The sequence below is a fragment of the Allobosea sp. RAF48 genome (assembly GCF_052114025.1).
Taxonomy (GTDB): Bacteria; Pseudomonadota; Alphaproteobacteria; order Rhizobiales; family Beijerinckiaceae; genus Allobosea.
The window spans coordinates 323,384-345,368 of the sequence record NZ_JBFRDZ010000004.1 but is presented as its reverse complement, the minus strand read 5'-3'; the positions used below and the strand labels follow the sequence as shown (position 1 = coordinate 345,368).

Here is a 21,985-nt window from a genome sequence, read left to right as displayed (position 1 = left end):
GGGGCCAGAATGGCACCGTCCAAGACGCTCTCCTCCGCTCGCAAGCGCGACGCCGCCCGGCTGACGCGCGGGCTGCGCAGCATCGCGCTCTTTCTCTTTGCCGTCTCCGGCCTCATCAACGTGCTGGCGCTGACCGGCTCCTTCTACATGATGCAGGTCTACGACCGGGCGCTCACCAGCGGCAGCCTCCAGACGCTGGCGGCGCTCTCGGCGCTCGCCATCGGCCTCTACCTCTTCCAGGGCTGCTTCGACGTCATCCGCTCGCAGGTGCTGGTGCGTGTCGGTGCGCGCTTCGACAAGGAGATCGCGCCGATTGCGCATCGCGTCACCATCGACATGCCGCGCTTCGGCTTCTCGACAGCCGAGGCGATGGAGCGGGGCCGCGACGTCGACACGGTCCGCAGTTTCCTGGGCGGGCAGGGGCCCGGCGCGCTGTTCGACCTACCCTGGATCCCGCTCTATCTGGCCTTCGTCTACTTCCTGCACCCCTGGCTGGGCGGACTGACGCTGGCTGGCGCCCTCGTGCTGACTCTGCTGACGCTGCTCAGCGAGGTGATGACCCGCCGCATCAACAACGAGACCCGGCAAGCGGCGGTCGCGCGCGGTGCCATCGCCGACAGCAACGCCCGCAATGCCGAGGTTCTCAAGGCGATGGGCTTCGCGCCGCGCGCTGTCGAGCGCTTCGACGAGGTCAACCGCGAGCACCTGCTGCTCCAGACCCGCTCCAGCGATCTCGGCGGCACCTTCGGCGCGATCTCGCGCGTGCTGCGCATGGTCCTGCAATCGGCGACCCTGGGGCTCGGCGCCTACCTGACGATCAAGGGCGAGCTCTCCGCCGGTGCGATCATCGCGGCTTCCGTCGCCTCCGCCCGGGCGCTCGCGCCGGTCGATCAGGCGATCGCCAACTGGAAGCCTTTCGTCGCCGCCCGCATGGCTTTCCAGCGCCTGCGCGAGACCATGACGGCGCTGAGCAAGGCCGTCGAGCCGATGGAACTGCCGGCGCCGCGCCATGCGCTGAAGGTCGACAAGATCACGGTGGCGGCACCCGGCAGCGGCCAGGTGCTCCTGAGCGAGGCGAGCTTCGATATCCAGGCCGGCAGGGCTGTGGGCATCATTGGGCCGAGCGGTGGAGGCAAGACCACGTTGGTCCGGGCGATCACCGGCATCTGGCCGATCCTGCGCGGCGCGGTGCGCCTCGACGGCGCCGAGCTCGAGCAATGGCCGGAGGAAACGCTCGGCCGCCATCTCGGCTACCTGCCGCAGGAGGTCGCGCTCCTCGATGCCACCGTCGAGGAGAACATCTCGCGCCTGGCCGAGAACGCCGATCCGGCCGAGGTCGTCGCGGCGGCGATGGCCGCAGGCATTCACGAGATGATCCTGCGGCTGCCCCAGGGCTACAAGACCCAGCTCGGCCCGCAGGGCACTGCCCTGTCGGCTGGCCAGCGCCAGCGCATCGGCCTCGCCCGTGCGCTCTACGGCAATCCCTTCCTTGTCGTCATGGACGAACCCAATTCCAACCTCGACGGCGAGGGCGAGGCGGCGCTGACGGCCGCGATCGAGCAGGTTAAGGCGCGCGGCGGCATCGTCGTCATCGTCGCCCATCGCCCGAGCGCGCTCCAGGCCGTGGACGATGTCGGGCTGATCCAGGCGGGCAAGCTCGTCGCCTTCGGCCCGCGCGACAAGGTGCTCGCCCCGACCCAGCCGCGTGCTGCGGCCAGCGCTCCGGCGCCGGCCCAGGCCGGCAGCGAGCGCGCCGTTTCCATGCCGCGAGCGGTCGGGTTCGGCGAGCATCCGGGGGCCCTTCACGGCCGGGTGCCGGCATGATCACGATCAAGACCAAGAAGGCGACGGAGCCTCAGGCTCCCGACGCGGCACAGATCTATCGCAAGGCGCAGGCCGAATCCGCGCGCGCGCCGCGCTGGCCCGGCGTGCTCGCGCTCGCCATCACCGCGGTGGCGATCTATCTCAAGAGCCTGTTCCCCGGCCAGGCGAAAACCGACGCGGCGGCGCCCCCCGCCACGAAGGAAAATGCCCAGGCGGGGGAAGCCCCGCGCAAGCCGTCCCTGGCCGAAGGCGAGGAACCGTTGCCGGCCTCGGGCGAGGAGGTCGACGAGACCGGTTCGCTGGGCAAGGAGCCGGCCGATGCCGAGGCGATAGGCTCGGGCGGGCTTGGTCTTAGCGTGCCGGGCTTGCCGGACTTCCTCAACATCGACTCCCGGCTGATCGATTACAGCCAGCTGCCGCTGCCGCGCTATCCCTCGCCGATCCTCGAGTTCGGCGTCGGCTTCATGGCGAACAACGACAATGGCTGGCGCAGTTTCACCCTGAGTGCCATCGATGGCGGCGGCTCCGGGGCGCGGGGTGGCGGCACTCCGGCGCGGCAGGCCGAAACGGATCGCAGCGTCGACCCCGGCCCGGACACGCGTGGTCCGGGTCCAGGCCCGAACGCTGGCGGCGGGGGGACGGACGAGGACGATGATGGTGACCCGCCGGGGGAGGTGCGCAATCGCGCCCCGCGCGTCTCAGGCCCGGTCCAACTGGCCGATATCGGCGGTTGCCAGACCCTGATGATTGCCAGCCTTGCCCTGCTCATGGGCGCGACCGACGCCGATGCCGACCCGCTCTCCGTCGTTGGGCTCAAGGCCTCCTATGGCCAGCTCACCGTCGCCGAGGCTGGCTGGACGTTCAAGCCGCAGGCGGGCTGGTACGGCACGGTCACGCTGTCCTACTGGATCAGCGATGGTGAGGATTATGTGCGCCAGACGGCGACGCTGCGCGTGCTCGAATATCAGGAGATCGTCGGCACCCCCGGCGACGACCGGCTGCTTGGCAGCGAATGCGGAGACCGGATCACAGGCCTAGCCGGCAATGACATCGTCGACGCGCGCGGCGGAAACGACATCGTCGTGACCGGAGCCGGCAACGATCACATCGTCGGTGGCRCAGGGGACGATCAGATCGACGCGGGAGCCGGCGAGGACATCGTCTTCGGCGGCGCGGGCAACGACATCATCCATGGCGGCGCCGGCAATGACAGCCTGCATGGCGGCGACGGCCACGACACGATCTATGGCGGCGCGGGCAATGACGTGATCACCGGGGGCGAGGGCGACGACATCATCGATGGCGGCGACGGCGACGATACGGTCGACGGCGGCTCCGGCGACAACATTGTCGATGCCGGCGACGGCGACGACACCGTCACGGCCGGTGACGGCAACAACATCGTGCTCGCCGGCAGCGGCAACGACCGCGTGACCCTCGGCGATGGCAACGACCTCGTCGATGCCGGTCCTGGCGACGATTGGGTCTCGGCCGGCGGTGGCAACGACCGCGTTTTCGGCGGAGAGGGGACCGATACCATCGCCGGCGGCGGCGGCGATGACGTTCTCGACGGCGGTGCGGGCTCCGACCGGGTGGAGGGTGGGGCGGGTGACGACTGGATCGTCGCTACGGCGGATGCCGACGCCGACTGCTACGACGGTGGAGAGGGGCAGGACACGCTCGATCTCTCCGCCACCAGGCAGGGCGTCACGGTCGATCTGAAGCGCGGCAAGGCCGTCGGCGTCGAGATCGGCGAGGATACGGTGATCGACTTCGAAACCATCCTCGGCGGCCGCGGCGACGATTGCCTGATCGTCGGAGAGAAGGCCGTCACGCTGAAGGGCGGCGAAGGCGACGACCGCTTCGTCTTCACGCGCGACGACGATGCAGAACGGACGCAGGATCTCGTCCACCAGATCCTCGATCTCGAGGCCGGGGACCGCATCGTCATCAAGCAGTATCAGCTCCGCTCGCGCCGCGACGACGATGATGACGATGACGACAGGGATCGCCGGGAGAACGACGACGGCTTCGGTCAGGCTTACGGCGACGACAGCGACAATCGCCCCTTCCGCTTCCGCATCGAGAAGATCGGCGAGGACGAGCGCACCTATGTCGACGTCTATGTCGAGCAGGAGGATGCGAAGGACTTCTCGATCGAGATCTATGGCAACCACAAGCTCTACTACGTCTGAGGCAAGAACCGGCCGCACCGAACGGCCGGCGAGGAGAAAATGCCGATGAACGCCCATAATCACGATTTCACGGCCGGCTTCGCGAAGGCCACGAACAAGAAGCGGGACAGCCGCCTGAGCTTCGGGCTGCGCGGCCATGTCGTCGCCGGCTCGGCGTTCGCCCTGCTGCTGGTGGTCGGCTGTGGCGGATGGGCCGCGAACGCAGCGCTGAACGGCGCCGTCGTCACGCAGGGGGCGGTCAAGATCGACCAGAACCTCAAGGAGGTGCAGCATCGCGATGGCGGCATCGTCCAGTCGATAGCAGTCCGCCAGGGCGACCATGTCGAGGAGGGGCAGGTTCTCTTCCGCCTCGACGACGTCCAGATCCGGGCCGAACTCTCAATCATCCGCTCGCAGCTCGCGGAGAATCTCGGCCGCAAGGCCAGGCTCGTCGCCGAGCGCGATAACCTGGCGAGCGTCACCTATCCGTCTGAGATCGCGAAGCTCTCGGACGAAGTCGGCCATATCCTCGAGGGTGAAAGCCGGCTGTTCGCCGGCAACAAGGCCAACCGCGACAGCCGCAAGGAGCAGCTGGAGATATCGATCGTCCAGTCGGGCGAGGAGATCCGCGGGCTGGAAGCGCGTCAGGTCGCCAAGATCGAAGAAATACGTCTCGTCGATCTCGAGCGCCACAAATACCTGAAACTCTTCGAAAAGGGCATCATCGAGGGCGTCAAGGTCTTCAACATCAATCGCGAATGGGCCCGGCTGCTGGGTGAGCGCGGCGAGATCGACGCGACGCTCGCCCGCGCCAAGCTGCGCATCAGCGATGCGCGCCTGCAGATCATCGCGATCGACGAGACCGCCAGGACCGAGGCCCAGCGCGAGTTGCGCCAGGTCGAGGCCAGGATTTCCGAGTTGAACGACCGCCGTGTCGCCAACGAGGATAGGCTGGCCCGGATGGAGATCCGGGCGCCGATCGCGGGTACGGTCAACGAGTTGATGATCTTCACCGTCGGGGGCGTGATCACCCCGGCGGCGCGGCTTGCCACAGTCGTCCCGAAGGATTCGCGCCTGATGGTCGAAGTCCGTATCGGGCCGAACGATGTCGACCAGGTTCACGTCGGACAGACCGCGCGAATGCGCTTCTCGGCCTTCAGCCGCAACACCACGCCGGAGGTCGCCGGCAAGCTCACGCACCTCTCGCCGGCGACGACGAAGGATCCCGTGAGCGGGCAGAGCTTCTATATCGGCGAGGTCCAGATCGAGGAGGCCGCCATGTCCCTCGGCGACCGCCGCCTGCTGCCCGGCATGCCCGTCGAGGTCTTCATCTCAACCGAGGAACGCACGGCGCTGTCCTACCTGATCAAGCCGTTCATGGATCACGCGACGCGCATCTTCCGCGAACGGTGAAAGGGAGGCGCGCGTCCGCAATCGCAGGCGTGCGGGGAGGGCGGCTGCGGCTTCCCGCCCTTCTTCGTTGCTCCGCTTCCGTTTGTCCGGAAGATCGGCTCATTGGGCATCGTCATGCCCTACTTAGCGTGCTGGCCGAGGCTTTGGCATCCAGCGCCTCGGGCAGCAGTCGCCGATGTCACTGAAGTCGTGGTCTCGCCGATCGGACATGGCGGCCCTCCCCAACAATCCTGTCGCGCAATGGAACTCTGCCGTTCTGCCGGCATTGAACATTTTGAGCGTTCCGCGCGGCGTTCTGTCGGCAGCGCTTGCCATAGAGACTTTCCTCGCCCTCGAATTCACGGGGCAAACAGCCATGGCTTTCATTTTTGATGAGCACACCGAACCTGATCTCCAACATTGGAGGCAGAGCGTTCGGTTTTGCATGGTGGATGGCCGCGAGCGGGCGACCTGCCAGATCGGATACGCGACTTTGAACGAGCTTGAGCCGGATGCGATCGAGACAAGCCGGGATTGCCTGGACCGATTCCATCTGTATCGCGGGGTGATCGCGACTGCTGCTGCGCGCCTGCTTGCTGCCGGGGCGCACGGGGGCGGAACAGTCGTGCAGATCATGCGGGCGAACTTGGTCTGAGCGCGGAACGACGGCTTCGGCCGCCTCGCAGACAAGCCGGCGCCGGCTGTTGGCAGCAGCCCCCGAGGCCGAAATCGTCGCAAGCGTCGTCGAAGCCGCGCTCCTCCGGCCAGCACTCTTCATCCGGTCAGCAGTCACGTCCGCATCGGCTGCAGCACAGGTTCCCGCAGGCGTTGCACACTAGAGCAGCTTTCCTGCACGACGCTCGGCGTCGTCTGGCGTATCTCCGCCACCATCTCTTCGAAGATGCCGATCTGGAAATCAGCATCGGCGCGATCCGACTGAGGGGCGCGGCACGAGTGTGGGAAACGAGCAACGGCCATTGCGGCATTTCATTAATGGGCGATTTCGGGTGGTCGCGGACTGCCCAAAAAGCAATCATTGCCGGTCCGTTGCCTTTACCGATTCGAGACCGATTCCATGCCTGCGCCTCGTCAAACCCGCGCTATCGCCTTGAGCGCAGCCGCTTCCGTGCTGTTGGGAAGTGCCTCAATCCTAGCCGTAACGCTTGCGAGTAGCAGCGCGGCCAACGCCCAGTTTACCGGCGCGAACGGTGGCGACGGCGGAAATGCCGTTGGCGGCACGGGCGGTTCTGGTGGCACCGGCGGCCTAGCTGGCGATGGGAGTTTTGTCGGCGGCTCCGGCGGTGTGGGTGGCGTCAATAGCGGCGGCGGCGCCGGCGGCGGCCCGGCTGGTGGCGCAACCGGGCCAACCGGTTCCGGGACCGGCACTGGCGGCGGCCCGGATAGCGGCGGCGGCGGTGGCCGCAGCTCTGGCTTGGTCGGCGCAGGCGGCGGTGGCGGTGGCGGTGGGCGTGGCGCCACTGTGGCTTCGACACTGACCAACACATCGACAATCACCGGCGGCAGAGGTGGCAATGGCGGCAACGCAGCCGGCACCGGAAATTGGGCATAGCGCCTCCGGAACTTTCGCCGGCACGATCCATGGCGCCGGTGGTCTCCAGATTACCGGCGGAACGCAAACCCTCACGGGTGCCAGCGACTTTACCGGAGGTGCGGGCATTTCCGCTGGCGCAACGCTCCGCATCGGCGACGGTGGAGCTTCCGGTTCGATTACGAGCGATATCACCAATTACGGCACGCTCATTTTCAATCGCTCGAACGACTCTATCTATGCCGGGGTTGTGACAGGGCCGAACACGAGCGCGATTTCCGTTGCCGGCGGTGGCCGGTTGATCCTGACTGGAACGAGCAGTTCGCGGGCTCCTGTCACCATTGATGCGGGCACCACGCTTCAGCTTGGCAACGGCGGCACTTCGGGCTGGCTCGGCGGCACAGGTTCATATGTCGGTGCGATCAACAATAACGGCGCGCTGGTCTATAACCGCTCGAACAGCGTTTCATATGCCGGCATCATTTCCGGCAGCGGGCGCGTCGAGCAGGCAGGGCCGGGTGTCCTGACTTTGACGGGGAACCATACTTACACTGGCGAAACGTCGATCACCGGCGGCACTCTTGTTGTCAACGGCTCGATCGCTTCCTCGTCCGGCCTCACAATTGCGCCGGGTGCCCGTCTCAGCGGCACCGGCCAGGTTCCCGGCGTTGTGATCACCGGCACGCTGGCCCCGGGCAACTCGCCGGGCACGATGACAGTCAATGGCAACCTGACGCTCGGCTCAGGCTCTGTCTACGAGGCCGAGGTGCAGGGCGCGGTCTCGGACCGGGTCAACGTCACCGGCACGGCCGCGCTCGCCGGCACGCTCAAGATCATTCCGCTCGGCGGCGCCTACAGCTTCAACAGCCCGTACACGCTGCTCTCGGCCCAGAGCGGGCGTAGCGGCACCTTCAACCCGGTCGAGACCAACGGCTCCTTCGGCGATGGCGTCACCACGGCGGTGAACTACACCGCGACCGACGTGCAGCTCACCCTGACCCCGAAGCCGCTGGCCCCGATCGTCGTGGGCCCGACGACACCCACACCCGGCGCGCCCCGCCTCGGCGTCGTCGCACCGTCCAACGCCTATGCGGTGGCGTCGGCGATCGACGGGGCGGTCGCGGCCGGGGGCAACCCGTCATCGCTGTTCGGCATCTACAACCTGCCGGCGGCGGCGATCCCCGCCGCGGTCAACCAGCTCTCCGGCGAGATCCACACCGCCGCGCCGGCGATGGCGAATGCTGCGGCCGATCAGTTCCTGCGCGCCATGCTCGATCCAATGGCGGCAGGCCGGCTTGGCACCGGCGCGGCTGGGCCGGGGGCGGCCGCCTTCTCCGGGCTGGTGCGCAAGGGCACCGATCAGCCGCCCGCGCCGGCGCGGCTCGATGCGCCCAACTATTCGGTCTGGGGCTCGGCCTTCGGCTCCTATGGCCGCACCGATGGAAACGCTGCGGTCGGGTCGGCCCGGCGCACGATCGACGACGCCCATCTCGCTACCGGCATCGACGTGCGGCTGATGCCGGGCACGGTCGCCGGCCTTGCGATGGCAGGCGGCAAGGCGCGTGCCTCACTGCCAGGTTTGCTCGGCAAGATCGACGCCGACGTGTTCCAGGCCGGCCTCTACGGAGTGACGCAGCTCGGCCCGGTGAAGCTTGGTGCCGCAGCAGGCTATGCCCGGCTCGACAACGACGTCAGCCGCGGCATCCCGGCGCTGGGCTCGAGCCTGTCCTCGTCCTACGAGACCACGGCCTGGAGCGGACGCCTGCAGGCGAGCGTGGCGGCGTTCGCCTGGAACGGATTGAGCTTCTCGCCGCTTGCCGCGGTCCAGGCGACGCGGACACACAATCCGGCCGTAACGGAGGCGAACTGGGCCGGTGCCAGCGCCGGCGCGCTCGCCCTGGCCACGCGTAGCGAGACGACCTCGCGCAGCGAACTCGGCGTGCAACTCGACGCTGACAGCGTCTTCGCCGGGGTTCCCGTCACCGGCTATGTCCGGGCGGCCTGGGCGCATTACTTCCAGCGCGATGCTGAGCTGACCGCAAGCTTCGTCGGTCTCCCCGGTGCGGCCTTCACGGCCACCGGCGCCAAAGCTGACCGCAACAGCGCGCTGCTTGCCGCCGGCATCAGCGCCAGGCTCAGCGAGCGCGTCACGCTTGGCCTCAACCTCGACGGCGAACTTGCGTCCAACAGAAGCCGCATCGGTGGATCGGCGCAGCTCAGGGTCAGCTTCTAGCGTCGGCGCACGCCCCCATGGCCCCGTCAGCTCTGGCTGGCGGGGCTTTTTTGTTGGGCGAATGGTAGGACGATTTCGCCTGCGCAGTTCGGAAATTGCGCCGATAGCTGGGCATTTCGCATCTCACGCAACACCCTGGTGAGGGATTTTACCGGGTCGATCGAGGCGCGGTTCCATGGTGGAACGATTCGATCCGTCGCTCGTTTTCTACTCGTTCGTTGCGGAGTTGCGTCCATGTGTGCGCGGCGAGTTCTCAGGGCCGGGCTGGGCGGGCATACGCTTCAGGGGCCGCTCACCCGGCGGCGGAAGTTAGAGCGTCTCTTTACCGATCCAATGCCGCAGCGCGTCGAGCCATGCCTCGCCTTATTGAGCAGCAAGGCGCCGAACGGCCGTGATTGGTCTTATGAGATCAAATGGGATGGTTATCGCGTCGCTCTCCACATTGAGCCTGGCGAGCGGGTTCGGATCATCACACGCGGTGGGCATGACTGGACGTCACGCTTTCCCGTCATTGCGCACGACGCCCTCGAACTTGGTGTCGACAGCGCAATTCTGGATGGGGAGGCAGTCGTCGTCGACGAACGCGGCGCCCCGGACTTCGGAGCATTGCAGAAGGCTTTAGGCGGTTTCGGCGGGACGCGGATCGTTACCCAGGCGATCTTCTATGCGTTCGACCTGCTCTATCTGAACGGCCATGATGTCCGCGCGCTCGGCTGCGAGGAGCGAAGAGGCATTCTCGAGGACATCCTGGGAGACTCCCCGCACAATTCCATCCACCTGAGCGAGGACATCAACGCGGATGGGCCGGCATTCTTGCGGATGGCCTGCGAGATGGGGCTGGAGGGCATTATTGCGAAGCGCCGATCCGCCCCCTACCGATCCGGGCGAGGTGGGGAATGGCTCAAGATCAAGTGCGTCCAGTCCGAGAGCTTCATCATCATTGGCTATGAGGCCTCCACCGAGGCGTTGGGCGGTGTCGGTCGCATTCTGGTTGCCGCTCGGGAGGGCAGCCAGCTCGTCTATGTCGGAAGTGCCGGCACTGGTTTCACCGATGCGAGCGCGATAGCGCTGCGGAAACAGATGGATCGGATCATTACTGAAAAGCCCGCGGTCAACATGACAGGTCGAAGTAAGGCTTATCGCTGGGTCAAGCCAGAGCTGGTCGCAGAGATCGAATTCCGTGCCTGGACAGATGATGGCAAGCTGCGCCACGCATCGTTCAAGGGGCTGCGCGAGAGCGCCGATGAGACCGAAATCTATGAGCTGCTGAAGACATAGCCTATTCGGCCCCGCAGATGCTTGGCGCTCCTTTTGGCAGGAGGGCGGCGGCCTTGACCGCCACGTGACGGCTTCAGATCCGGCTTCCTGGTAACGGTCGATCGCATCGGTGATCGCCGCTGGCTCGCGCTCCTCGTCCCGACTTTCGCCCTTCGAAGGCGGCTTTTCAGTGGAGTTGGGTCTCGATTGATCTTGGAAAGTAAAAAATGAGACTTTCCAGAGATGCTGGATTCCCGTTAGACAGGAAATAATGGGATCGAGCCGCTCGCAGAAGGTGGCCGCGTCGGAGGAGCGGCATTTTGACCGATCTGGCTGACCGCTATGGCAATCCTCTGGAACCAGCCAGGATTCCGGATACGATCGCCGGGGCTGCCGTCAGCAAGGTCGACCAGCGCAACCTCTATCTGCACTATCTGCGAGGCCTCGCCGCCCTCTTCGTGGTGCTCTACCACTGCTCCGAATACCTGTCGGCCTACCGGGGAGACGATCGCTTTCTGTCGATATTCTCCGGCTTCTTCGGAGCATTCGGTGTCGCGATCTTCTTTGCGATCTCGGGATACCTGATCGCCGAGGTCCTGCGACGGGACGATCCGGCGCGCTTCGTCATGAGCCGCGTCGCACGGATCTATCCGCTGATGCTGCTCATGGTTGGGCTCTTCGCCCTGGCCCTGCTGCTGCTCGGCGCGCCGCGCGGCATCAACCTGATTTCCCTCTCGCTCGTGCCCTCCGGGCCGCGCGGCTATTTCCTCGGCGTCGAATGGACGCTGCTCTACGAGATGTCCTATTACATCGGCCTCGGCCTGCTCGGCTTCGTCGGGCTCGCCGCGCTCCGGACGCGCATCGTCATCGCCTGGCTCGGCCTTCTCTGCTTTGCCTACAGCCTGGGCGGAGGGGAGCACGTCGAGGGCATGCCCATCCTGAGCACGATCCCGCTCAGCGTCGTGACGTTCCCGTTCCTGCTTGGATACCTGGCCTCCGAGGCGCAGACGCGTGGTTGGCTGCATCCGCTGCTCGCCTGCCTCGCCCTGCCACTCGCAGTAGCGAGCATCCTTTCGCAGGAGGCGCATTTCCGGCTGTTGATCGGGGTCTCCGCAAGCTTTCTCGTTGCCGGGCTGATCTGTGCGCCGGCGCTCGGAGGCCGGGGCTGGCTCGGCCGCGCGGGTGCGCGGCTGGGCGATGCAAGCTACGCGCTCTATCTCTGCCATGTGCCGGTGATCACGATCCTCGGTGCGCTACTCGGCGCTGCCGCGCCGACGCCCCTCGTGTGGGTCTCTTGGCTGGTAGGCTCGATCGGCGTCGCCCTGCTGCTCGGCCCGCTCGACGTCGCACTGTATCGCCGGCTGAAGCGCGCGATCGATGCTGAGCGCCCGGCGCGGCTGCGGGCGGCTGCTCTCACCTTCATCGCCGCCTTCCTGGCGATCGCCTTCGTCACCGGACGCGAGACGCGCCAGGCCGAGACCCAGCTGGAACAGGCTCGCCGCATCCTGATGGCACCGACGCAGTCGGAGGCAGAGGCTGTCCGGGCGGATGTGGATCAGGTCGAGCGCCTGTCCAAGGGCACCTGGGTGATCCGCGGCTACGCCATTGATCTCGCCGCGCCGGATCTCGTCGCGCATTTCGCGATCCGCCAGAACGGCAACATCCTCGGGATCGTCGGCACCCGCCGCGTACGGCCGGACATGGCGACGATATTCGAAAGGCCCGATCTGAAGGGCAAGCGGTTCGGCTTCATGCTGCTGCTTGATGGCATCGACTGCACGAAGGGGCCACTGGAAGGCGTCATCGCTATCGAGGACGGGCGTGCCGTCAAGATTCCGGCCGATCCCCTGTCGGCGCTCTGCCTGCAATAGAGCACCCGCTCATCCCCGGACCCAGGGCAAGATCGAGCGCTGGCGCCAGACGCTCTGGAACCGCACCCTGCCGGAGAACGACTTCCCGGCGGTACTGCCCGGGAAGTCGTTCTCGCCCTGTTCGGGCTTTTCGGAAACAGGGTTCACGTTTTGGGAAGCGTCCCGCCCGATGTTCCGGGTTGACAGTTCCAGGCGAGAGCACATCGCGAGGACGCTCGCGCAACCGGCGCCGGCGTCTTCCGGCTGCCCGAAAAAACGGTGCGCGCCTGGATCGGCTCCGAGGGGTAGGTCGATCAGAAATAGCTGGCTTGCAGAGGTCGAACGCGAGGGCTCCTGTGCCCGCTCCGCAATGAAGCGGTGCGCTCGGGAGCGCGTTCTGCCTCGGAGCGGTTCTGCCAACACGTCGAGCTTTGTGGACAGGGCGGAAAGCCGCTACGGATACGGATATTCGCCCCCTCTGCCTCTTTCGTGATCCTGTTCGATTCTGCCTTTCGATAATCTCAGGGCTAGGTATTCAACTGCATGCGGATCTTGCTGATCGAGGATAATCGCGAACTTGCAGACTGGCTGTCGCGGTTGCTGCAGAGGAGCCGCTATGTCGTCGACTGCGCCCATGACGGCATCGACGCGGATGCCGCCCTGGCCACGCAGGACTATGACCTGATCATTCTCGACATCGGTTTGCCGCAGATGAGCGGGCTGGAATTGCTGCGTCGCTTTCGCCAGCGGCGTGGCGTGACGCCCGTGATCATCCTGACGGCCAACGACGCCGTCTCCAGCCGCGTCGCCGGGCTGGACGCAGGCGCCGACGACTATCTGGTCAAGCCCTTCGAGCCCGACGAACTCGAAGCCCGCATCCGCGCCCAGCTGCGGCGCAGGCAGGACAGCCGCACGGCCCAGGTCAGCTTCGGGGCGCTGATGCTGGAGACGGATGCGCGGCGGTTCACGCTGGACGGCGTCCAGCTCGATCTGACGGCGCGGGAGTTCAGCGTGCTCGAGGCGCTGATCCTGGCGGGCGGGCGCGTCGTGCCCAAGGCCAAGCTGACGGGCACCGTCTTCGGCTTCGACGACGATGCGACCGACAATGCGCTGGAGATCTACGTCCATCGCGTCCGCAAGAAGCTCGGCGGAGGCAGCGTCTCGATCGGTACGCTGCGCGGCCTCGGCTATGCGCTGAGGCTTGCGGGGTGAGCAGGAGCCTGCGCGCCGAATTGCTGGGCTGGCTGCTGCTGCCACTGGTGGCGGTCGTCGCCTTCAACGGCTGGACCTCGCACCGGGATGCCATGCGGACGGCCGATCTGATCACAGACCGCACGCTGCTCGCCTCGGCCCGTGTCATCGCCGAACAGGTCAAGGAGACCGACGGCCGCGTCGAGGCGCTGATTCCGCCTTCGGCACTCGAGATGTTCGCCTCGCCCGACCGCGACAAGGTGATCTATCGGGTGCTTTCGCCTTCAGGCGAGCTCATCGCCGGCTTTCCAGACGTGGTCGCGCCGCCAGCACCACCGCGCGGACTGGAGCCCGCCTATTACGAGGGTACGTTCCGCACCGAGGCCATGCGCGCCGTCGCTCTCGCTCAGCCGGTCATCTCGAAGGTGGACGGCGGCAATGCGCTGGTGATCGTCGCAACCACGCTCCATGGCCGCGACCGGCTCGTCGACGAGATCTGGCTGACCTCGCTGCGGGACCAGCTCCTCCTCGTGGGTATGGCCGCGCTGTTGACGCTGTTCGGACTGCGGCGCGGCCTCGCGCCGCTGCTGCGCTTGCGCAACGAGCTGCGCAGCCGGAGCCCGGAATCGTTGCAGGCACTGGATCGCGACGGCGTGCAAAGCGAGCTCAGGCCGATGATCGATGCGCTCAACCATGCTCTCGAGCGCGTGCAGGCCTACATCGCCCTGCAGCGGCGCTTCGTCGCCGACGCATCGCACCAGCTCAGGACGCCGCTTGCCGTGCTGAAGACACAGATCGCGATGGCCCGTCGCGACGAAGACCCGCAGTTGCGACAGGAAGCGCTTGCCGCGATCGACGGTGGCGTCGATGCGATGGGCCGGTTGGTGAACCAGCTTCTGACCCTGGCGCGGGCGGAGCCCGGCGGCGCGGCCTTGCGCAAGGAGGAGCTCGATTTCGGCGAGATTGCGCGTTCAGCCACCGAGGGGCTGGCCGGCATCGCCTTCGACCGTGCGATCGACCTCTCCTATGATGCTGCCGAGGAGCCGCTGCCCGTTATCGGCCATGTCACGCTGCTGCGTGCGCTCGTCGTCAATCTGGTCGAGAACGCCCTGCGCCACATTCCGCAGGGCGGTGCGGTCGCGGTGAAGCTGGAGCGGGCAGGGGCAGCCATCCTGCTGGTCGTCGAGGACAACGGCCCCGGGATTCCGGCGGAGGATCGCGAACGGGTGTTGGAGCGCTTCCACCGCCTCGCTCCTTCGACCGTCGAGGGCACCGGGCTCGGGCTTGCGATCGTCAGGGAGATCGTCTCCGCTCATCACGGCACGATCCTGCTCACGCAGACGCAGCCCCCGCCGGGACTGCGTGTCGAGGTCAGGTTGCCGGCGGCTCCCGGAGAAGCGCCGCCGGCATGAGGCTTCAGTACTGGTCCTGCAAGGGCGCCGGGCGCCAGGTCGCGAGCCGGCCCTCGACCCAGGTCATGAGATACTCGGCGGCGAGCGCCACGATCATGATCACCACGATCGCCGCATACATGCCGGCCGAGTCGAAGGTGCCCTTGGCGATGTTGATCAGCAGGCCGATGCCGTGGCGCGAGCCGACGAACTCGCCGACGATGGCGCCGATGATGGCAAAGCCGAAGCTCACATGCAGCGAGGCGAAGATCCAGCTCATGGCCGAAGGGATCACCACTGCGCGGGTGAGCTGCCAGCCGCGAGCGCCGAGAATCTGTGCGTTGGCCATGAGATTCCGGTCAGCCTCTCGCACGCCCTGGAAGGCGTTGGCGAAGACGACGAAGAAGACCATGATGAAGGCGAGCGCCACCTTCGAGCCGATGCCGAGCCCGAAGATCATGATGAAGATCGGCGCCAGCACGACACGAGGAATCGAATTGAACACCTTGATGTAGATCGAGAAGATGTCCGCGAGCATCTGATTGCGGCCGAGCGCGATGCCGACGACGATGCCAGCGATTGATCCAAGCGCGAAGCCAAGTAACGCCTCTTCCATCGTCACATAGAGGTGCAGCCAAAGCGATCCTTCGGAGGTGCCTTCGACCGTCCATTCGACGAGTCGACTCCAGATCGCGCTCGGGCTGGAGAAAAAGAACTCGTCGATGACACCGGTACGGGATCCGAGTTCCCAGCCGCCAAGAATGGCGAGCAGAATCGCCCAACGCCAAAACAGCACCTTGTGACGACGGTGGCGGGCTGCCTTGGCCGCGGCGGCCTCGATTTCGGCGTCGGATGTTCCCGGGCGGAATGCGGTGGAGGTCGTGAGAACTGCATCGGTCATGGCCGCTCTCCTCAAGCTGCGCGGGCTTCGTCGCGGGCGGCGCCACGCTCGACCTCGGCGCGCAAATCGTCCCAGATCCGGCGGGACAGCGCGATGAAGTCGTCCTGGTAGCGGATCTCGCTGACAACGCGCGGGCGCGGCAGCTCGACCGGATAGACCGCCTTCACCGTGCCGGGACCGGATGTCAGCACAACGACCTTGTCGGCGAGTGCGATGGCCTCCTCGAGGTCATGTGTGACGAAGATCACCGAGGCCCTGGCTTCCGACCAGAGGTTGAGCAACACCTCGTGCATGACAACGCGCGTCTGGACGTCGAGAGCAGAGAACGGCTCATCCATCAGCAGCACCTGCGGCTCGTTGATGAAGGTCTGCGCCAGCGAGACGCGCTTTCTCATGCCGCCGGAGAGCTGGTGCGGGTACTTGGTCTCGTGGCCACTCAGATGCACGCGGGCGAGCCATTCGCGCGCCTTGGCATAGGCTTCGTCGCGCGGCTTGCCGCGGAACAGCGGGCCGGCGACGACATTGTCGATGACACTGCGCCAGGGGAACAGCGCATCCGTCTGGAAGGCGAAGCCGATGCGCGGGTCGATATCGGTGACAGGCTGGCCGAAGAGCCGAACCTCGCCGCTCGACGGTCGCGCCAGGCCAGTGACGAGGTTGAGCGTCGTCGACTTGCCGCAGCCCGTCGGGCCGACGACGGCGACAAACTCGCCGCGCGCCACGCTCATGTTGAAGTCCCTGATCGCGGTCATCGACTTGCCGTCCGGCGTGATGAAGCGGCGCGAGACGTTGATCAGTTCGACGACCGGGCTGCCGGCCGTGTCGGTTACGGACATAAGGCCTCCTTCGCCGCGAAAGCGGCGTCGCTCGATGGCGCTTGGTGACAGGGCAGGGTGAGGAACGGCCGGTGTTCCGGCCACCCTCGGGATGCGCAGCCTACCTCGCCGCCTTCACGAACTCGGTCGTGTAGGTCTTCGACAGGTCGATCTGCTTGCCCTTGATGTTCTTCGAGAAGCCGGAGAGCACGGCGAGAACCGTCTCGGGGCCGCCCTGCGGCATCACGCCATCCGAGGTGAACATCTCTTTGCCGTCGGCCAGTGCCTTCACATAGCCTTCCCTGTCGCCGATATAGTAGTCCTTCGGCATCTTGTCGGCGATCTCTTCGGCGCTATGCGTCTTGATGAAATTCAGTGTCTTGACGAAGGCGTTGGCGAGCTTCTGCACCGTCGGCTTGTTCTTCTCCACCCAGGCGGAGGTCATGTAGAGCGAAGCGGCGGGGTAAGTGCCGCCGAGCGCGGCCTTGGTCTTTTCCACCGTGCGCATGTCGACGAGGATGCGTGCCTCGCCGGTCTTGAGCAGCCGTGTGATCGTCGGCTCCGTGGTCATGCCCGCCTGGATCTTGTCCTGCTGAATCGCGGCGATGAAGGTGGCGCCGGCACCGACGGGCACGGAGGTGAAGTCGCTGAGCTGCACACCCGACTTCATCATCAGGTACTGGGTCAGGAAGTTGGTGGAGGAACCGAGGCCGGTCACGCCGAGGTTCTTGCCCTTGAGATCGGCCATCGACTTGACGTCGGGATATTTGCTGGAGACGAGCTCGACCTCGCCCGGCGCCTGACTGAACTGGACGACCGACTCGACGAACTTGCCCTTGGCCTGCAGGTCGACGCAGTGGTCGTAGAAGCCGACGACGCCCTGGACCGCCCCGGCCAGCATCTCGTTCTCGGCATCGACGCCGGCCGCCTCGTTGAGCAGATCGACGTCGAGCCCCTCGTCCTTGAAGTAGCCCAGCCTCTCGGCGAGCTTGGCGGGCAGGTAGATCTGCTTTTCGTAGCCGCCGACAATGATCGTGATCTTGTCAGCGGCGAGCGCTGCGGTGGAGCCGGCTAGCGCTGACGCTAGGGCAAGCGAATAGATGGCGGCACGGATGCGCATGGGCAAGCTCCTTGTTTGTGTCCTCTCGCCGAGCCCCGCTCTCTGAGGGCGGTTTGGCGGCGATGCCAGTTCTCTAGTCCGCCAAACTTTCACCAACCTTTCGGATGCATGGCCGCTGAAGCCACCCATCCAGCCACCGGCATCAATTGTTGCGATCCTGTCGGCGCAGGCGCGATCGGTGGGCGCGATACTCGTCCGACTTCGGGTGCGGCCGCCAGCTTGCGGCCGACTCGATCGAGATGATCAGGCCAGGTGCCTGCCTGTGCCTGACTCGTGCTTTCTAGAGTGCCGCACAGGCTTCTGATGTTGGTGGCATGACAGTGGCGTCGAGCGTGGCGAAGATCACGCCGACAAGATCCTTCGACCTGCTCGAGGCGGCCGGCGTTCGGTGCGTCGTCCGCCGACGGCCGGGCGAGGGCCTGTTCCTCCGAATTGATGCGCTGCACGAACTTCAAGGATTGAGCGGAGCTACAAAACTTGGAGCGCGGGTCGTGGCCACGAACGCATATGCGACGAGGCGGCGGGACGCGCGAGGCGCGCATGGAAGGGCCCATCTCGCGTGATGGCGGAGGCTTCGGATCGGCCATCCATTCTGGAACGCTTTATGCTTCGGGCGCGCCACTTTTCTCACGAGACCCATCACTATGGCCGCAGCCGCCTGTTCCGCCGGACTCGATACGGGGTTCGCCATGCTCGATTTCGGGCAGATCGTCGTGCTCGGGCTCGTTCAGGGCGTCAGCGAATTGCTGCCGATCTCCTCGACCGCCCATATGCGGGTTGTGCCGGCCCTGCTTGGCTGGCCCGATCCCGGTTCCGCGTTCTCGGCGCTCATGCAACTGGCCGCGCTGGCGGCTGTGGTCAGCTATTTCAGGCGCGATGTCGGCAGCATCGTCGGCGGGGGGCTCGCGGCGCTCAGGACCCGCAAGTTCGCGACAGGGCCGGGCCGGCTGGCGCTCGGCATCGTGCTTGCGACGATTCCGATCGTGGTGGCGGGTGTTGCGCTTGCGCCCATGCTCAATCGCTGCGGCTCGCCTTTGCGTTCGCTGGAGGTAATCGGCGCGGCGTCGCTGGTGATGGCGCTGCTGCTGGCGGCGACGGAATGGTTTGCGAGCCACCGTCGTACGGTGGAGCAGGCGAGTTGGCGGGATTTCCTGCTGGTCGGCCTCGCCCAGGTCGGCGCCTTGATCCCCGGTGTCTCGCGCTCGGGCTCGACCCTGACCGCGGCGCTGGGGCTGGGCTTCAAGCGTGACGAGGCCGCGCGGTTCTCGTTCCTGCTCGGCCTGCCGGCCATCGCTCTGGCCGGGCTCAAGGAAGCCTGGGAGATCGCCAAGGTCGGCATAGACGCCCATGCCGTAGCACTGCTGGCGGTCGGCCTGATCGCGGGCTCGCTGGCTTCCTTCGCCGCGATCTGGGGCTTGATGCGGTATCTGGAGCGGATGTCGAGCTGGGCCTTCGTGATCTATCGGGCCGGGATGGGCATCTTCCTGCTATGGGCGGTCGCGACCGGCATGTTCGCTTGAAACCCGTGGTGCGAGGCAAGCCGCTGATCGGCATGAGCGCCCGGATGAAGCATTTTCATCGAAGAGGCAGGCGTAAGCTTGCGACGATCGCTCTTTTTCTGCTGTGCGCATTGGTTCAGCCTGCGCTGCCGGCGTCGGCCGCGGATTGGCGCTTCTGCTACGCGGGCTCTGGCAATGATCGCCGCTTCTATGTTTCGCAGCCGTTTCCGGCAGGCGGCTCCCTGGATGTCATCGAACGGCAGTGGGGGGTCTGGTTGAGGCGGCAAGCATTGCGATACGAGACGACCGGATGCCCGCGAGGCGCCGACCGCGCGGCGGTCGAGGCCTCCCTCAGATCGGCCATTCGCTACAATGCAGGGCAGGGCCGCAGTGCCGTCGAGCTCGATTGGCAGCCCGCCCCGTGAACGCCGTGGCGCCGGGACCGGCTGCCGGACCCGCAAAAAGGCTATCTTGTCAGCTTGCCGGCCAGCCCGATCAGGTCGGCCAGCGTCGCGGCGCCCATCTTGCGCATGACTTGGCCGCGATGCACCTTTACCGTCACTTCGCTCAGCTTGAGGTCGGCTGCGATCTGCTTGTTCAGCCGGCCTGCGACGACGAAGGCCAGCACATCCTTCTCGCGCATCGTCAACGTCGCGAAGCGCGCCCTGAGTTCCGCCAGACCCGCTTCCTCCGATCTGCGCGCTCGATCCTGTTCGATCGCCGCGCGCACCGCATCCAGCAGATCCTGTTCGCGGAACGGTTTAAGCAGGAATTCCACCGCGCCCGTCTTCATGGCGCGCACCGCCATGGGCACGTCGCCATGGCCGGTCAGAAAGACGATAGGGAGTGGGTCGCCGATGCCCGCAAGCTCCGCCTGGAAGTCGATGCCGCTCGGCCCGGGGATCCTGACGTCGAGGACGAGGCAGCAAGGCCTGTCGGGCCGCCTGTGCAGCGAAAAGGCCGGGACCGAGCCAAAGGTCGCGACCGCATAGCCGACGGACCGGAACAGGCTGTCCAGCCCGTCGCGGACGGAAGGATCGTCGTCGACGACGAAGACGATCGGCTGCTCGTCATGCATGGTTCCGTTCCGATCCCGTTTCGCCGGCCGGCAAGGTGAAACCGAAGACCATGCCGCGGGGAGGATTGGCGGCGGCATAGATCGTCCCGCCATGCGCCTCGACGATCGAGCGGCTGATGGCCAAGCCCATGCCCATCCCGCCGGGCTTGGTCGAGTGGAAAGCGTCGAAGATCCGCTCGATTGCGGCAGGGGCGAGGCTGATGCCGGTATCGCGGACGCTCACGGTGATCGTGTCCGCAAGGAAGATCGCGCCTGCCAGCACGGGGAGGGCAAGGCCGAGCCCCGTTCGTCCCAGGCGGAAGCGTTTATGGTCGAGGGAAGCCGTCCTCGGGCGCAAGGGGCGGCAAGCCCGGCCTCGATACCGAGGGTGCCTCAGCTCGGATTTTCGAGCGTGAAGAGGTCGGCGGCCTCGTCATAGGCGAAGTATTCGCCGTATCGGGCCCAGTTGGTGACGGCCTTGAGGGTTGTCGCAGCGTAATCCTCCGACATGTGGTCCTCGAGCTCGTCGCGGAAGCGTCCGGCCGGAGCCCGGTGGCTTGACCGTTCGTCGAGCACGCGGCGGATATGGGCCGCCAGCGGCACATAGGTGGCGAGCTGCTGGGCAAAGAGCCGCTTGCGCTCGTCGACTTCGCTGTCGGCGAAGCGCAGCCCCGGCGCGGTGAGCCTGATGTCGCCGCCTTCGAGGTCGGCGAAGCGGAGCAGCTGCAGCGTCTCTGCCACCGGGAAGAGATCGTCGATCTCGTGGTGGAGCTGCGCCGCAAGCAGCGGCAGATCGGCCTCGCCCTTGTAGGGCTCGGCCGCGATCGCCTCGATGAGGCCGGCCATCAGGTTGGTCGAGACGCGCGGCAGCGACATTGCGATGCCGGTGCCGGGGAAGAAGCCTTCGCGCGCCGGCGCGCCCGGGCGGGCGGTCATGCGTGCATAGATATCGTCCACCAAAGCGCGAAAGGCGGGTTCGAGGCGGTTGCGCGGCTGGGGCAATTCGACGCGCAGCTCCGCGATGACGCGGCCGGGGTTGGAGCCGAAGATCAGGATGCGGTCGCACATCAGCACCGCCTCCTCGATGTTGTGGGTAACCATCAGGATCGCCTCGATCGGCATCCGACCCTCGCACCACAGGTCGAGCAGATCCGTGCGCAGGGTCTCGGCGGTCAGGACATCGAGCGCCGAGAACGGCTCGTCCATCAGCAGGACCTTGGGATGCACGACCAGCGCGCGAGCAAGCCCGACACGCTGGCGCATGCCGCCCGATAGCTCCTTCGGATAGGCGCTTTCGAAGCCGTCGAGGCCGATGAGGTCGATGGCGGCGAGAGCCCGCTTGCGCCGCTCGGCTGGCGCCACGCCCTGCGCCTCCAGGCCGAGCTCGACATTCTCCAGCACCGTCAGCCAGGGGAACAGTGCGAAGCTCTGGAAGACGACGGCGACGCTGGCACTCGGTCCCGTCACCGGCCGGCCGCAGAATTCCACGGTTCCTCCGCTCGCCTGGATCAGCCCCGCGATCGCCCGCAGAAGGGTGGATTTCCCGGAGCCGGAGCGCCCGAGCAGTCCTACGATCTCGCCGGGTTTCAGCGCGATGTCGACCTTGTCGAGCACGACGAGGGAGCCCGTTGCGCCCTTGTCGTAGCTCTGGCAGACCTGCCGTGCCCGGATCAGCGGGGCCGAGAGGTTGCCGTTCGATGCGGAAGGCGCGGTGACGCTGTCCATGGATCAA

General features: G+C 66.3%; 18 protein-coding genes. 11 read left to right on the top strand and 7 right to left on the bottom strand.

What is annotated here, in order from left to right; all coding sequences use genetic code 11:
• Positions 1-9: 9 nt before the first annotated feature.
• From AB4Z10_RS10455 to AB4Z10_RS10440, 4 genes are all read left to right on the top strand, one after another.
• Positions 10-1,824 carry a type I secretion system permease/ATPase gene (locus tag AB4Z10_RS10455; RefSeq protein WP_441470332.1) on the top strand — a complete coding sequence of 605 codons (1,815 nt, stop codon included), beginning with the start codon at positions 10-12 and terminating at the stop codon, positions 1,822-1,824.
• Positions 1,821-4,019, top strand: a complete 2,199-nt coding sequence (locus tag AB4Z10_RS10450) for a cadherin-like domain-containing protein (RefSeq protein WP_441470331.1) — start codon at positions 1,821-1,823, stop codon at positions 4,017-4,019. Before AB4Z10_RS10455 ends, AB4Z10_RS10450 begins: the two co-directional genes overlap by 4 nt.
• A gap of 45 nt (positions 4,020-4,064) precedes the next feature.
• A complete protein-coding gene (locus tag AB4Z10_RS10445; RefSeq protein ID WP_441470330.1) occupies positions 4,065-5,411 on the top strand; it encodes an HlyD family type I secretion periplasmic adaptor subunit in 1,347 nt (448 codons plus the stop codon).
• Positions 5,412-5,619: 208 nt separating this feature from the next.
• The gene (locus AB4Z10_RS10440; protein ID WP_441470329.1) at positions 5,620-6,045 is read left to right on the top strand and encodes a DUF1488 family protein; all 426 of its coding nucleotides are present in this window, start codon (positions 5,620-5,622) and stop codon (positions 6,043-6,045) included.
• 134 nt (positions 6,046-6,179) lie between these two features.
• Here AB4Z10_RS10440 and AB4Z10_RS10435 read toward each other — a convergent pair whose 3' ends face one another.
• Positions 6,180-6,368: a hypothetical protein gene (locus AB4Z10_RS10435; protein WP_441470328.1), complete on the bottom strand. Its 189-nt coding sequence runs from the start codon at positions 6,366-6,368 to the stop codon at positions 6,180-6,182.
• 554 nt (positions 6,369-6,922) lie between these two features.
• On the opposite strand from AB4Z10_RS10435, the gene AB4Z10_RS10430 reads away from it, so the two are divergent.
• The 5 genes from AB4Z10_RS10430 (at position 6,923) to AB4Z10_RS10410 (ending at position 14,882) form a co-directional block, all read left to right on the top strand.
• Positions 6,923-9,172 (top strand): autotransporter outer membrane beta-barrel domain-containing protein, encoded by a 2,250-nt coding sequence (locus AB4Z10_RS10430; RefSeq protein ID WP_441470327.1) that lies wholly within the window; start codon positions 6,923-6,925, stop codon positions 9,170-9,172.
• Positions 9,173-9,406: 234 nt separating this feature from the next.
• On the top strand, positions 9,407-10,450 hold the full coding sequence (ligD, locus tag AB4Z10_RS10425) for a non-homologous end-joining DNA ligase (RefSeq protein ID WP_441470326.1): 1,044 nt from the start codon (positions 9,407-9,409) through the stop codon (positions 10,448-10,450).
• A gap of 299 nt (positions 10,451-10,749) precedes the next feature.
• A complete protein-coding gene (locus AB4Z10_RS10420; protein ID WP_441470325.1) occupies positions 10,750-12,300 on the top strand; it encodes an acyltransferase family protein in 1,551 nt (516 codons plus the stop codon).
• 522 nt (positions 12,301-12,822) lie between these two features.
• Entirely contained in the window at positions 12,823-13,491 is a 669-nt protein-coding gene (locus AB4Z10_RS10415) for a response regulator (RefSeq protein ID WP_441470324.1), read from the top strand.
• Positions 13,488-14,882, top strand: coding sequence for a sensor histidine kinase (locus tag AB4Z10_RS10410; protein ID WP_441470323.1), 1,395 nt, complete (start codon positions 13,488-13,490; stop codon positions 14,880-14,882). Before AB4Z10_RS10415 ends, AB4Z10_RS10410 begins: the two co-directional genes overlap by 4 nt.
• A 4-nt stretch (positions 14,883-14,886) precedes the next feature.
• On the opposite strand, the gene AB4Z10_RS10405 is transcribed toward AB4Z10_RS10410, so the two are convergent.
• The 3 genes from AB4Z10_RS10405 to AB4Z10_RS10395 all read right to left on the bottom strand — a co-directional run bounded on the left by AB4Z10_RS10405 (position 14,887) and on the right by AB4Z10_RS10395 (position 17,697).
• Entirely contained in the window at positions 14,887-15,762 is an 876-nt protein-coding gene (locus AB4Z10_RS10405; protein ID WP_441470322.1) for an ABC transporter permease, read from the bottom strand.
• Between the two features lie 11 nt (positions 15,763-15,773).
• Positions 15,774-16,598, bottom strand: coding sequence for an ABC transporter ATP-binding protein (locus AB4Z10_RS10400; RefSeq protein ID WP_441470321.1), 825 nt, complete (start codon positions 16,596-16,598; stop codon positions 15,774-15,776).
• 100 nt (positions 16,599-16,698) lie between these two features.
• Positions 16,699-17,697, bottom strand: coding sequence for an ABC transporter substrate-binding protein (locus AB4Z10_RS10395; protein WP_441470320.1), 999 nt, complete (start codon positions 17,695-17,697; stop codon positions 16,699-16,701).
• Between the two features lie 644 nt (positions 17,698-18,341).
• Here AB4Z10_RS10395 and AB4Z10_RS10390 point away from each other — a divergent pair.
• Together AB4Z10_RS10390 and AB4Z10_RS10385 are read left to right on the top strand one after the other, a co-directional pair.
• Positions 18,342-19,217 carry an undecaprenyl-diphosphate phosphatase gene (locus AB4Z10_RS10390; protein ID WP_441470319.1) on the top strand — a complete coding sequence of 292 codons (876 nt, stop codon included), beginning with the start codon at positions 18,342-18,344 and terminating at the stop codon, positions 19,215-19,217.
• On the top strand, positions 19,214-19,621 hold the full coding sequence (locus AB4Z10_RS10385; RefSeq protein WP_441470318.1) for a hypothetical protein: 408 nt from the start codon (positions 19,214-19,216) through the stop codon (positions 19,619-19,621). Before AB4Z10_RS10390 ends, AB4Z10_RS10385 begins: the two co-directional genes overlap by 4 nt.
• A 41-nt stretch (positions 19,622-19,662) precedes the next feature.
• Here the strand turns inward: AB4Z10_RS10385 and AB4Z10_RS10380 are convergent, their stop codons facing one another.
• From AB4Z10_RS10380 to AB4Z10_RS10370, 3 genes are read right to left on the bottom strand one after another with little or no spacing between them, the layout of a single operon-like run.
• Positions 19,663-20,274: a response regulator transcription factor gene (locus AB4Z10_RS10380; protein ID WP_441470317.1), complete on the bottom strand. Its 612-nt coding sequence runs from the start codon at positions 20,272-20,274 to the stop codon at positions 19,663-19,665.
• The gene (locus tag AB4Z10_RS10375; RefSeq protein ID WP_441470316.1) at positions 20,267-20,611 is read right to left on the bottom strand and encodes an ATP-binding protein; all 345 of its coding nucleotides are present in this window, start codon (positions 20,609-20,611) and stop codon (positions 20,267-20,269) included. Before AB4Z10_RS10375 ends, AB4Z10_RS10380 begins: the two co-directional genes overlap by 8 nt.
• A gap of 35 nt (positions 20,612-20,646) precedes the next feature.
• On the bottom strand, positions 20,647-21,978 hold the full coding sequence (locus tag AB4Z10_RS10370; RefSeq protein WP_441470315.1) for an ABC transporter ATP-binding protein: 1,332 nt from the start codon (positions 21,976-21,978) through the stop codon (positions 20,647-20,649).
• Positions 21,979-21,985 lie beyond the last annotated feature (7 nt).